Genomic DNA, 12,344 nt, shown 5'->3' on the forward strand with positions numbered 1-12,344 from the left:
AATTTTGTCGACCAAAACCAATAGGTTTGAATTTTTCAAAATAAAAAATAGAACTATGCCAAAAATTGGCAACATCGAATTACCAGATTTTCCATTATTACTTGCGCCAATGGAAGACGTGAGCGATCCACCATTTCGTCGCCTGTGTAAATTACATGGTGCCGACTTGATGTACTCTGAATTTATTTCATCCGAAGGATTAATTCGGGATGCGATAAAAAGCCGAATGAAACTGGATATTTTTGATTACGAAAGACCTGTAGGTATACAAATTTTTGGTGGTGACGAAGAAGCTATGGCTATGTCAGCAAGAATTGTAGATGCCGTTCAGCCCGATTTAATTGATATCAATTTTGGTTGTCCTGTGAAAAAAGTAGTTTGCAAAGGTGCTGGTGCTGGTGTTTTGAAAGATGTGGATTTGATGGTGCGTTTGACCAAAGCAGTTATAAAAGGAACCAATCTTCCGGTAACGGTAAAAACTCGTTTGGGTTGGGATGAAAATTCGATAAATATTGATGAAGTAGCCGAACGTTTACAAGATATTGGTGTGCAAGCATTAACTGTTCATGCTAGAACTCGAGCACAAATGTATAAAGGCCATTCTGATTGGTCTCATATTGCACGTGTAAAAAATAATCCTCGAATTACCATGCCCATTTTTGGCAATGGCGATATTGATTCTCCAGAAAAAGCTTTGGAATATAAAAATAAATTTGGTTTAGACGGCATGATGATTGGTCGCGCTGCTATTGGCTATCCTTGGATTTTCAATGAAATCAAGCATTATTTTAAAACCGGAGAACATTTGGCACAACCTACTATGGCTGACAGAATTGAAGCGGCACGAAATCATTTAACTTGGTCGATGGATTGGAAAGGCGAACGTCTTGGCATTGTTGAAATGCGTCGTCATTATACCAATTACTTCAAAGGTGTTTCCAATTTTAAAGAACACCGTTTAAAATTAGTAACTCTTGAGTCTGCTGAATCATTATTCAAAGCTTTGGATGAAATTCAGGAAGTATATTCAAACTATCAGTTTGTTTAATCCAATAATTTTTTACTCACTCGGCTACTTGCTATCCAGCTAGATAGTATTCCAAGAGAAATAATTGTTGCAAAAACAATTGCTACATTTTGAATACTAAAAACTACAGGATAAGCCAAGGTTTCATTAATCATTATTAAATTGAATTGTTGCTGTATCAATACAATTATTATTCCTAAAACCAACCCAATTATTCCACCAAAAACACTCAATAAACTTCCTTGAAGCAAAAATATCTTCTTCAAATCTTTGATTTCTGAACCTAAATTAAAGAGTGTTTTTAAATTACTTTTTTTATCCAAAATCATCATAATCAATGCGCCAATTAAGTTGAAAAGCGCAATAATAATCACTAAAGTAAATATGAGATAAACCGCAATGTTTTCGGTATTCAGCATCTTATAAAGTGTAGCGTTAAGTTGGGCTCGGTTTTTTACCTCAACTTTATTTTCAAAGATACTATTAAGTCTTTCTTTAATACCTGTTTCATCAACATTGGGTTTCAACTTAATTTCAATTGCTGATACTTGAGTTGCCTTAAGTTCTAATAACTGCTGTGTCAATGTCAAGTCACAAAAAACATATTTGCTATCTAAATCCTCACTTACTGCATATATTCCAATAGGAATTAAGGTTGTTTTGTTAAATGCATCCGCTTCACTCTCTATTATGCCTTTCCCTTTTCTAGGCACATAAACTTCAAAAGGATTATTAAAATCAAAAAGTCCTAAAGATAGCTTTTGAGAAATCCCATAACCCACAACAACTTGATACGTATTTGGTTTAAACCATTTACCGTTAAAAATATTATTTTTAGCAATTAAGTTGGTTTTGGTATAGTTTGCGTCAACACCTTTTAAGTAAGTTACTTGTTCTTTTCCATCAAAAAAGAAAAGCACACGCTCTTCAACTACTTTACTGTAAGAAGCAATCCCTTCTATTTTATTTAATTGATTTTCTTGAGCAAGAGTAACCTGAAAAGATTTTCCAGTTGTTGGATTAATTTTTAAATCGGGGTCAAAATCATTAGAAAAAGACAAACTAAAATCGCGCAAACCGCTAAAAACAGAAAGCACCACAAATAATGCCATGGCGCCAACTATAATTCCCATAGAAGCAATGCCAGTTATTATATTTATAGCATTATTTTTACTCTTGCTAAAAAGATAACGTTTGGCTATGTAAAGAGAAAAATTCAAGTTAAAATTTCTTGCGTTTGTCTAAAAGTTCGCGGTTTTCAATTGGATTTTCTTTACCGGCTAATGCATTGTCGATTTTCTCAATATAATCCAATGAGTCGTCGATATAAAAAGCAAGATTAGGCACTTTACGCAATTGTAATTTCACACGTTGCGACAAATCATGCTTAATCAAAGGAGCATTTGTTTTGATAGCTTCCAATAAATCTTTGGCTTTGTCTTGAGGAAAAACACTTAAATAAACCTTTGCAATAGATAAATCAGTAGTAACGGTAACTTTTGAAACCGAAATTACCAAGTTTGTAATTCCATTTTTACGCACTTCGCCTTGAAGAATATCTACTAAATCTTTTTGCAACACACTGCCTATTTTCTTTTGTCTGTTTGTTTCCATGGCGCAAAAATACAATTTTAAATTTTTATAATTAAAAGAAGCGAGAGTTTTGGCGTTTTAGCCATCCATTTTCCTGCTTTCCTTTACTCTCGTCCCAAAAGACGGGACCACTTCAATCAGGGCTAAAAGAAAAAGCATTTAAATTTTTGCTAACTTTGTATTCATAATATCCAGTCATGAGAAAAATAGAACATATCGGAATAGCCGTAAACAGTTTGGAAACATCCAATTTACTTTTTGAAAAACTATTTGGAAATCCACCTTATAAACAAGAAGAAGTAGCTAGTGAAGGCGTGAAAACTTCCTTTTTCATGAACGGTCCAAATAAAATTGAACTTCTTGAAGCCACAAATCCCGATAGCCCTATTGCAAAATTTCTCGAAAAGAAAGGAGAAGGCATTCATCATATCGCTTTTGATGTTGAAAATATTGTAACAGAAGTAACCCGTTTAAAAAATGAGGGATTTACAATTCTAAATGAAACTCCAAAAAAAGGAGCTGACAACAAACTTGTCGTTTTTTTACATCCTAAGGGAACAAACGGTGTTTTGATTGAACTTTGTCAAGAAATCCAATAAAAATAGTTGCAACGGAAAAAAAATAATAGTAATATTGCAACCTCTAAATAAAGCCACGGCTTTATTCACTGAACTCCAAAACCAATAAAAGTCAGTGAAGTAAACCGGTCCTATAGCTCAGTTGGTTAGAGCACCTGACTCATAATCAGGTGGTCCTTGGTTCGAGCCCAAGTGGGACCACAAAAAAAAAGACCTCAATTCTGAGGTCTTTTTTTTGAAAATTTATTAATTTTATGTTGAAACTCGGCTTTTAAAAATTATCATTTCATTAAGTTTGTCGATTATATAAATAATTTATTTTGGAGATTGGATTTTTTTTTTACTTTTACGCACTATGAGAATTGTCCCGAATAAAATTTTAATTATTCTGGTTGTGTTTTTGTTGCCCTTGACAAATGTTATTGCAGCACCTGATCCACCACCACCATCTACACCGCCACCACCGCCAGGCCTGCCATTGGACGGAGGTTTAATTGTTTTAACAGTTATTTGTGTGTTGTACGCATTTTATAAAACATACAGACTAAATAAAAAAAAAGCATCCCTTTAAAAGGATGCTTTTTACTTTGTAAATTCATGAATTTTTAAAGCTATTGCCTCAGCGCATACAATCTAGCAACGTATTTTCCCACAACATCAAATTCCAAATTTATTTTTGTTCCGATTTTAAAATTCTTAAAATTTGTATGATCATAAGTATATGGTATAATAGCAACACTAAATTCATTTTCTTTTGAATTAACAACAGTTAAACTAACTCCGTTTACTGTAATTGATCCTTTTTCTATTGTAATATTATTAAATTTACTATCATATTCAAAAGTGTAATACCAACTTCCATTTGCTTCTTCAATAGATTTACAAATCCCTATTTGATCCACATGCCCTTGAACAATATGTCCATCTAATCGGTCACCGAGTTTCATGGCGCGTTCTAAATTCAACAAATCACCAACGCTCCAATCACCTAAATTGGTTTTTTCAATAGTTTCTTTTATAGCTGTAACCGTATATTCCTCTTCGTTTATGGCAACAACCGTAAGACAAACCCCATTATGAGCGACACTTTGGTCTATTTTTAATTCTTTTGTTATCAAAGATGAAACGGTAACGTTAAGATTATCGTTTTCTCTTTTTATTTCTTTTATAATTCCTAGGGTTTCAATTATTCCTGTAAACATTATGGTTTTATTTTACTAAATTTGCACTTCAAAATTAGCAATAAATAACTTGTCATTCCTATGAAAAAAGCAGAAAATATAATCGTTGGGATATCCATTGGAGATTTAAACGGTATTGGAAGCGAAGTTGTCCTTAAGACATTTGAAGATTCTAGAATGCTAGAGTTGTGTACACCTGTTATTTTTGCCAATGTAAAAGTGCTTTCTTTTATCAAAAAAACATTGGAGTTAACTGCACCACTTCATGGAATTGATAAATTAGATCAATTGGTTCCTGGTAAAATAAATGTTTTGAATACTTGGCGTGAAGGAGTTGATATAAATTTTGGTGTAAATGATGAAAACATAGGTAAATATGCCATACAATCATTTGTGGCTGCCACAAAAGCTTTAAAAGAAAATCAAATAGATGTATTAGTTACTGCTCCAATCAACAAATACAATATTCAATCAGAAAACTTTAAATTCCCAGGTCATACGGATTATTTAGATAAAGAATTAGAAGGAAACGCTCTGATGTTAATGGTTCATGATAATTTAAGAGTTGGTTTGCTAACTGATCACATTCCTGTGAACGAAGTGGCTAAACATTTAACCGAAAAACTAATTATTCAAAAAATTGAAACCATAAAACTAGCTTTGACACAAGATTTTGGTATTAACAAACCAAAAATTGCAGTTCTTGCGCTAAATCCTCATGCTGGAGACAATGGTGTTATTGGTAAAGAAGATGATGAAATTCTAAAACCAGTTATAAAAAAACTATTCGAAAAAGGAACTTTAGTTTTTGGTCCCTATGCTGCAGATGGTTTCTTTGGAAATAATCAATATGAAAAATACGATGCCGTTTTGGCCTCTTATCACGATCAAGGATTAATTCCATTTAAAACTTTGTCATTTGGAAATGGTGTAAATTATACTGCTGGCTTAAATAAAATTAGAACTTCTCCCGATCATGGAACAGCCTATGAAATTGCTGGAAAAGGAATTGCCGATTTTAACTCCTTCAAAGAAGCCGTTTATACTGCAATAGACATCTATCATTCCAGAAATCAGCACGCAGAAATCAGTAAAAACCCCTTGAAAACAAAAGAAAAACAGTTATAAACAAAAAAATGTTCATAAGGTTATTGGAATTCCAATAATTTTATATCTTTGCACTCCCGAAATGTCGGCACAAATTGTTGTTTAGATGAAAATTACAAATGAATATTTAATTCCTTTCATAGGATTAAAAATAGGAAAACATCAGTTTGATTTCAAAATAAGCAAAAAGTTCTTTGACGATTTTAGTTTTGATGAATTCGAAAGTTGCGATTTGGCAGTAAATGTTGTTTTAGAAAAAAAATCAACCATGCTAGAAATCAACTTCAAACACAAAGGTACAGTTACTGTTCCTTGTGATTTAACTGGAGAGTTATTTGATTTACCTATCAAAGGAAAAATCAAATTGGTAGTTCAGTTTGGAGACGAATTCAATAATGATAATGATGAATTGTTGGTATTGCCTCATGGGGAACATCAAGTTGATTTATCACAATATATTTATGAAATGATTGTATTGTCCGTTCCTCACAAAAGGGTTCATCCCGGAGTAAAAGATGGAACATTGCAAACAGAAGCATTAAAAAAACTTAAAGAATTACAAGTTAAGGAAATTAAAGAAGAGGAAAAAAAAGAAGAAGAAATTGACCCACGTTGGGACAAATTAAAACAACTATTAACGGATAAATAATATAGTACAATGGCACATCCTAAGAGAAAAATCTCGAAAACAAGAAGAGATAAGAGAAGAACACATTATAAAGCAACTGTTGCAACAATCGCAACTTGTCCAGTAACTGGAGAAGCGCATTTATACCACAGAGCTTACTGGCACGAAGGTAAAATGTACTACAGAGGACAAGTAGTTATTGACAAATCAGTAGCTGTTGCTTAATTAAGGTTTTTTTATAAAACAAACTCTCACTTTGTGGGAGTTTTTTTTGTTTTCATCAATTTCAACAAATATCCAATCCTAAAGACCTTAGGTATAATTTTTTTTTGTAATTTCCACAACTTTTCAACTTGAAATTTTGGGAAGAAAAAATAGTATTTTATGAATAAAATTACAGCCGCAATTACAGCAGTTGGAGCTTATGTCCCAGAATTTGTACTATCAAATCAAGTTCTAGAATCAATGGTTGACACCAATGATGAATGGATAACTACTCGCACAGGAATTAAAGAAAGAAGACTTTTAAAAGAAAAACACAAAGGCACTTCTTTTATGGCAATTAAGGCTGCAAAAGATTTAATTGCTAAATCCAATATTGACCCAAAAGAAATAGACTTAGTAATTATGGCAACTACAACTCCAGATATGCCTGTTGCGGCAACTGGTGTTTTTGTAGCAACTCAAATTGGGGCTGTGAATGCTTTTTCCTATGACTTACAAGCTGCATGCTCTAGTTTTCTATACGGAATGTCAAATGCTGCTGCTTATATAGAATCTGGCAGATACAAAAAAGTACTGTTGATTGGTGCTGATAAAATGTCATCCATCATTGATTATACTGACAGAGCAACTTGTATTATTTTTGGAGATGGTGCTGGAGCTGTTTTATTTGAACCAAATTATGAAGGTCTCGGGTTACAAGACGAATATTTAAGAAGTGATGGAATAGGAAGAGAATATTTAAAAATTGATGCAGGCGGTTCTATACTTCCACCATCAATTGAAACTGTTCAAAACGGACAGCATTTTGTTTTTCAAGATGGAAAAACAGTTTTCAAATATGCTGTTTCTGGAATGGCTGATGTAAGCGAAAAAATCATGGAACGCAATAACTTAACCAAAGACAATGTTAACTGGTTAATTGCTCACCAAGCCAATAAAAGAATTATTGACGCTACTGCCAATAGAATGGGATTGGATGAAGAAAAAGTATTAGTCAATATTCAAAAATATGGTAATACTACTTCCGCTACATTACCTTTGCTATTGAGTGATTTTGAAGATAAATTTAAAAAAGGAGATAACTTAATTTTTGCTGCATTTGGAGGAGGATTCACTTGGGGTTCTATCTATTTAAAATGGGCATACAACAAACAATAAACTAACACTAAAACTAACTAATTATGGATTTAAAAGAAATTCAAAACCTAATCAAATTTGTATCCAATTCTGGGGTTGCTGAAGTAAAGTTAGAAACCGGCGATATTAAAATCACTATCCGAACTACGTTAGAAGGTAATTCGTCTGACATTACTTATGTACAAGCGCCTATGCAACAAGCTATTGCTGCACCTGTTGCCGCAATTCCTGCCGCAGCTACACCTGCCGCACCAGTTGCAGCCGCTGACGAAAATGCAAAATATGTTACTATAAAATCTCCAATGATTGGAACGTTCTATCGCAAACCTTCTCCAGACAAGCCTGTTTTTGTAGAAGTTGGAAATACAATTTCTAAAGGTGATGTGCTATGTGTTGTAGAAGCTATGAAGTTATTCAACGAAATTGAAGCTGAAATCACTGGTAAGATTGTTAAAATTCTTGTTGATGATATGTCACCTGTTGAATTTGACCAACCATTATTCTTAGTTGATCCATCTTAAAAAGTTAGAAGTTAGAAGTTGGAAGTTGGAAATTATTTTCTAACAACTAATTTTTAATTGATTCAGTATCAAATTGTCTAATTATCTAATTTTAAAAAGATGTTTAAAAAAATATTAATTGCCAATAGAGGTGAAATTGCGCTTCGTGTAATTAGAACTTGTCGCGAAATGGGCATCAAAACAGTAGCTGTATATTCTACTGCAGATGCAGAAAGTTTACATGTAAAGTTTGCTGACGAAGCTGTTTGTATTGGTCCACCACCAAGTAATTTATCTTACTTGAAAATGTCAAATATTATTGCAGCTGCAGAAATCACAAATGCTGATGCCATACATCCTGGGTACGGTTTCTTATCTGAAAATGCTAAGTTTTCTAAAATTTGTCAAGAGCATGGTATCAAATTTATTGGTGCTTCGCCCGAAATGATTGACCGAATGGGAGATAAAGCTTCCGCAAAAGCTACTATGAAAGCGGCTGGAGTTCCTTGTGTGCCTGGTTCAGAAGGTTTATTAGAATCATATGAACAAGCACTTGAATTATCCAAAGAAATGGGATTCCCTGTAATGCTAAAAGCTACAGCTGGTGGTGGTGGAAAAGGAATGCGTGCCGTTTGGAAAGAAGAAGATTTATTAAAAGCGTGGGAAAGTGCTCGTCAAGAGTCAGCTGCTGCTTTTGGAAATGATGGCATGTATTTAGAGAAATTAATTGAAGAACCAAGACATATTGAAATTCAAGTTGTGGGTGATTCATACGGAAAAGCATGTCACTTGTCTGAAAGAGATTGTTCGGTGCAACGTCGTCATCAAAAATTAACTGAAGAAACTCCTTCGCCTTTTATGACGGATGATTTGCGAAATAAAATGGGTGAAGCTGCTGTAAAAGCTGCCGAATTTATTAAATATGAAGGTGCTGGAACAGTTGAATTCCTTGTGGATAAGCATAGAAATTTCTATTTTATGGAAATGAACACGCGTATACAAGTAGAGCATCCTATAACGGAACAAGTTATTGATTATGATTTAATTCGTGAGCAGATATTAGTGGCTGCTGGTGTTCCTATTTCGGGTAAAAATTATTTACCTCAATTGCATGCTATTGAATGTCGTATTAATGCCGAAGATCCTTATAATGATTTTAGACCTTCACCAGGAAAGATAACAACGCTTCATGCGCCTGGAGGACACGGCGTAAGACTAGACACGCATGTTTATGCTGGTTATACTATTCCGCCCAATTATGACTCGATGATTGCTAAGTTGATTACAACGGCGCAAACTAGAGAAGAAGCTATTAATAAAATGAAACGGGCACTTGATGAATTTGTGATTGAAGGTATCAAAACGACTATTCCTTTCCACAGACAGTTGATGGATGAACCCGATTATGTAGCCGGAAATTATACCACTGCTTTTATGGATACTTTTAAAATGAACGATCCAGAATAAATTGAAAGCCCAACTTGAGAAAGTTGGGTTTTGTTTTATTATTTATTTGAGGAAAAAACTAGTTAACTTCACTATTACCCCAGCTTACTATTTAATAACCCTTACTGATCACTCTATTACCCCTACTGGTTACAAAAAAACCCTTACTGGATACTCTATCACCCCATCTGGATACAGAAAAACCCTTACTGGTTGCTCTAACACCCCAACTGGATACAAAAAAACCCTTGCTGGTTACTCTATCACCCCTACTGGATACAAAAAAACCCTTACTGGTTGCTCTATCACCCTTACTGGGTAGAGAAAAACCCCAATTGAGGATGGTATCACCCTTGTTGAGTTTATTAACCGCAATGATAGCAAAGGTTTACGCAAAGTGTGCGAAGGTTTTTTTGCCACGGATTAAACTGATTTCAAAGATTTTTTATGTAGATATGATGCTTAATTGTTACTAATGCCAAATGTTAAACAATGGTTAAAATCTTACTTTTTGAATTATTAGGCATACGATTTGTGATTTTTGGGTTAATGGCTTTTGAGCTATTATTCTATTAATTAATTGTTTCACCTAAAAAATTTAAATTATGAATGCAAATGTAAAAATTGAAGAAATTGCTCCTTATGGAGATTTTGTTTTGACGAGTTATACTCGTGATTTTGATGCTATTAAAGCTAATTTTCCTAAAATGGATGCTGCTTTTAGAGATGGTTTTATTGCAAAACTTGATTTTGTAAAGGAATTGGAGAGCAGTTTGGTTCTTACTGAGAGCCAGAAGGGGGTTACTGAAAGTTTGTATGCAGAGGCAAAGAGATTGAATAGCGACTTGAATTTTTTGAGTGCTTATTTTGCTGATGCATCGTTGAATACTGCCATTGTTACTGGTTTGAAAAATGATTTGTTAAACCGCAATATTGAAGGTGCTATTTTGAAAATAGAGGGTGTTAAACAGTTTGTTGTTAGTAACCAAGCGGTTCTTGTGGAACAGGGAATGAATACTAATTTTCCCGATGTATTGACGGACTATAAGGTGAGTTTGACCCAGAAGAACAATGAGCAAAATGAGCTTATTAACAACCGTAAGCAACTAACGGATGCTAACCAAGTGCATTATGATGAGCTATTGAAAATGATTAAAAAGATTGTTAGAAATGGTAAGTTGGTTTTTAAAGGGACTGTTACTCAAGATGAATATACCTCGGTTAAAGTTATCCAGCGCATGAGAGCGACGAAGAAAAAAGCAGAAGGTGGTGTAAAGTAGGTTTTAGGTTTTAGGTTTTTTGTTTGGAGAAGCTCAATGATTTATTTCATTGGGCTTTTTTGTATGGTTATTTTATTTATTTTTATGCCATCACTAAAACTATTATTACAAAATAATTCATTCATGAAAAGCTACTTTTTATTAGTATTGCTATTATGTATAAAAGGATTTTCTCAAGCAGGCACCGTGGATTCAAGTTTTGCGACCAATGGTATTGTGCTGACAAATTATAGTCCTGCGATATTTATACCTGATGCTTCTGTAATCCAACAAGATGGCAATGTTGTTTTAATGGGTGGCTATGAGTTTGTTTCTTCTGGGATTTATAGAATAGGGATGAGTAGGCACAAAACAGATGGGTCGATAGACACTAATTTTGGTACTAACGGATTTGTTATCCTTAACGTTAATAATTTTACATTCGGAGAATCTATTACGTTACAACCTGATGGAAGAATAGTTGTTGCAGGCTATATTCAGACCTCTGCAACAAGCGTAAATTTATTAGTAATCCGATTCAATACTAACGGTAGTTTGGATACCACTTTCGGGAATAGTGGAATAGTATTAGTTAACAATAACATGCATGCAAAATCAGTAAAAATTCAATCCGACAATAAAATTGTTGTGGGTGGTTATTGTGGGAATGCATTTGCTGTTGCGAGGTTAAATTCAGATGGATCCATTGATGAGGATTTTGGGTTTAATGGTTTAGTTACCACAACAGTTGTTTTAAACTCCTATCAAGCTCAAATAAATGCACTAAACATTCAAGGTGACGGGAAAATAGTAGTTTCAGGTTTTGCTTACTTAAATCCGGTAAATCTCGCTTTTTGCACAATTCGTTACGATATTAATGGAAATATTGATACCGGTTTTGGTATAAATGGCAAGGTTTTAACGAATTTAAACTCATCAGTGTCTGACATGATAAGTGCGCAAGCTATTCAACAAGATGGGAAAATAGTTGTGACTGGCGCAGCAGATGGAGCAATGATTATCGCCCGCTATGAAACTAACGGATCTTTAGATACCACTTTTGGAACAAATGGAGTGGTGAGCACTACCTTTGGGAATTCAAGTTTCTCTTATTCACTACTTATTCAGCCGGACAATAAAATAGTGGTAGTTGGGAATATTCCACTACCGACAAGTAGATTTTTTATTGCGAGATATACTGATCTGGGTGAGTTGGATACTACTTTTAACAATAACGGTTATAATCTGTTATCCATTGGAGAGAATAATAATTTTTTCAACTCTGTATTATTACAACAAGATGGTAAATTAATAGCTACAGGGTGGACTCAAATAGGTAATGATGCCTATGCGGTAATAGTCAGATTTAATTCAGGATTATTAAATATCAATGAGATTGAGTCGAAAGAAAAAGTAAAGATATATCCAAACCCAGCGAGTGGTGTGGTGTTTTTTGATAATAGTGAAAGCATGTATGAAAAAGTTAGTGTTTATAATTACTTGGGGCAAGAGGTTGTGAAGCCCTTCGACTGCGCTCAGGGAGACAATGCCTCTTTTGACTTAAGTAATCTTTCCAAAGGAGTTTATCTTTTGAAGTTTGAGGGAAATGGAGTAAATGGTGTGGCAAAGGTTGTGAAAGAGTAGACATTTAAAATAAAGAAAA

Annotated in this window: 13 protein-coding genes and 1 tRNA gene; 11 read left to right on the forward strand and 3 right to left on the reverse strand. The window is 33.9% G+C overall.

The genetic code is table 11. The features are described from left to right. Positions 1–55 precede the first annotated feature (55 nt). On the forward strand, positions 56–1,048 hold the full coding sequence (dusB, locus tag ACSVH2_RS01785; RefSeq protein ID WP_438091449.1) for a tRNA dihydrouridine synthase DusB: 993 nt from the start codon (positions 56–58) through the stop codon (positions 1,046–1,048). Here dusB and ACSVH2_RS01790 read toward each other — a convergent pair. Further along, a complete protein-coding gene (locus ACSVH2_RS01790; RefSeq protein ID WP_438091450.1) occupies positions 1,045–2,247 on the reverse strand; it encodes an ABC transporter permease in 1,203 nt (400 codons plus the stop codon). The two genes, dusB and ACSVH2_RS01790, sit on opposite strands and share 4 nt — an antisense overlap. Position 2,248: 1 nt before the next feature. After that, positions 2,249–2,641 (reverse strand): 30S ribosome-binding factor RbfA, encoded by a 393-nt coding sequence (gene rbfA, locus ACSVH2_RS01795; RefSeq protein ID WP_438091451.1) that lies wholly within the window; start codon positions 2,639–2,641, stop codon positions 2,249–2,251. 176 nt (positions 2,642–2,817) lie between these two features. Here rbfA and mce point away from each other — a divergent pair, with 176 nt between their 5' ends. Then, positions 2,818–3,219 (forward strand): methylmalonyl-CoA epimerase, encoded by a 402-nt coding sequence (mce, locus tag ACSVH2_RS01800; RefSeq protein WP_438091452.1) that lies wholly within the window; start codon positions 2,818–2,820, stop codon positions 3,217–3,219. Between the two features lie 106 nt (positions 3,220–3,325). Then, positions 3,326–3,399, forward strand: a tRNA-Ile gene (locus tag ACSVH2_RS01805). A 410-nt stretch (positions 3,400–3,809) separates the two neighbouring features. Here the strand turns inward: ACSVH2_RS01805 and ACSVH2_RS01810 are convergent. Then, positions 3,810–4,400, reverse strand: a complete 591-nt coding sequence (locus ACSVH2_RS01810) for a riboflavin synthase (RefSeq protein ID WP_438091453.1) — start codon at positions 4,398–4,400, stop codon at positions 3,810–3,812. A 60-nt stretch (positions 4,401–4,460) separates the two neighbouring features. Here ACSVH2_RS01810 and pdxA point away from each other — a divergent pair, with 60 nt between their 5' ends. From pdxA to ACSVH2_RS01850, 8 genes are all read left to right on the forward strand, one after another. Continuing rightward, positions 4,461–5,507, forward strand: coding sequence for a 4-hydroxythreonine-4-phosphate dehydrogenase PdxA (gene pdxA / locus ACSVH2_RS01815; RefSeq protein ID WP_438091454.1), 1,047 nt, complete (start codon positions 4,461–4,463; stop codon positions 5,505–5,507). A gap of 85 nt (positions 5,508–5,592) precedes the next feature. Then, entirely contained in the window at positions 5,593–6,135 is a 543-nt protein-coding gene (locus ACSVH2_RS01820) for a YceD family protein (RefSeq protein WP_438091455.1), read from the forward strand. Positions 6,136–6,144: 9 nt separating this feature from the next. Next, the gene (gene rpmF, locus ACSVH2_RS01825) at positions 6,145–6,339 is read left to right on the forward strand and encodes a 50S ribosomal protein L32 (protein ID WP_342694841.1); all 195 of its coding nucleotides are present in this window, start codon (positions 6,145–6,147) and stop codon (positions 6,337–6,339) included. Positions 6,340–6,498: 159 nt separating this feature from the next. Beyond that, positions 6,499–7,497, forward strand: a complete 999-nt coding sequence (locus ACSVH2_RS01830; RefSeq protein WP_438091456.1) for a beta-ketoacyl-ACP synthase III — start codon at positions 6,499–6,501, stop codon at positions 7,495–7,497. 23 nt (positions 7,498–7,520) lie between these two features. Further along, the gene (gene accB, locus ACSVH2_RS01835; RefSeq protein ID WP_438091457.1) at positions 7,521–7,997 is read left to right on the forward strand and encodes an acetyl-CoA carboxylase biotin carboxyl carrier protein; all 477 of its coding nucleotides are present in this window, start codon (positions 7,521–7,523) and stop codon (positions 7,995–7,997) included. Between the two features lie 99 nt (positions 7,998–8,096). Continuing rightward, entirely contained in the window at positions 8,097–9,443 is a 1,347-nt protein-coding gene (gene accC / locus ACSVH2_RS01840) for an acetyl-CoA carboxylase biotin carboxylase subunit (protein ID WP_438091458.1), read from the forward strand. 584 nt (positions 9,444–10,027) lie between these two features. Further along, the gene (locus ACSVH2_RS01845) at positions 10,028–10,702 is read left to right on the forward strand and encodes a hypothetical protein (RefSeq protein WP_438091459.1); all 675 of its coding nucleotides are present in this window, start codon (positions 10,028–10,030) and stop codon (positions 10,700–10,702) included. A gap of 123 nt (positions 10,703–10,825) precedes the next feature. Beyond that, positions 10,826–12,325: a T9SS type A sorting domain-containing protein gene (locus tag ACSVH2_RS01850; RefSeq protein ID WP_438091460.1), complete on the forward strand. Its 1,500-nt coding sequence runs from the start codon at positions 10,826–10,828 to the stop codon at positions 12,323–12,325. Positions 12,326–12,344 lie beyond the last annotated feature (19 nt).

The organism is Flavobacterium sp. RSB2_4_14 (assembly GCF_051547085.1).
Taxonomy (GTDB): domain Bacteria; phylum Bacteroidota; class Bacteroidia; order Flavobacteriales; family Flavobacteriaceae; genus Flavobacterium.

Coding starts and splice junctions, on each gene's coding strand:
- ACSVH2_RS01820 (WP_438091455.1), top strand. CDS start 5,593: ATGAAAATTACAAATGAATATTTAATTCCTTTCATAGGATTAAAAATA.
- pdxA (WP_438091454.1), top strand. CDS start 4,461: ATGAAAAAAGCAGAAAATATAATCGTTGGGATATCCATTGGAGATTTA.
- ACSVH2_RS01810 (WP_438091453.1), bottom strand. CDS start 4,400: ATGTTTACAGGAATAATTGAAACCCTAGGAATTATAAAAGAAATAAAA.
- accB (WP_438091457.1), top strand. CDS start 7,521: ATGGATTTAAAAGAAATTCAAAACCTAATCAAATTTGTATCCAATTCT.
- ACSVH2_RS01850 (WP_438091460.1), top strand. CDS start 10,826: ATGAAAAGCTACTTTTTATTAGTATTGCTATTATGTATAAAAGGATTT.
- dusB (WP_438091449.1), top strand. CDS start 56: ATGCCAAAAATTGGCAACATCGAATTACCAGATTTTCCATTATTACTT.
- ACSVH2_RS01845 (WP_438091459.1), top strand. CDS start 10,028: ATGAATGCAAATGTAAAAATTGAAGAAATTGCTCCTTATGGAGATTTT.
- mce (WP_438091452.1), top strand. CDS start 2,818: ATGAGAAAAATAGAACATATCGGAATAGCCGTAAACAGTTTGGAAACA.
- rpmF (WP_342694841.1), top strand. CDS start 6,145: ATGGCACATCCTAAGAGAAAAATCTCGAAAACAAGAAGAGATAAGAGA.
- rbfA (WP_438091451.1), bottom strand. CDS start 2,641: ATGGAAACAAACAGACAAAAGAAAATAGGCAGTGTGTTGCAAAAAGAT.
- ACSVH2_RS01830 (WP_438091456.1), top strand. CDS start 6,499: ATGAATAAAATTACAGCCGCAATTACAGCAGTTGGAGCTTATGTCCCA.
- accC (WP_438091458.1), top strand. CDS start 8,097: ATGTTTAAAAAAATATTAATTGCCAATAGAGGTGAAATTGCGCTTCGT.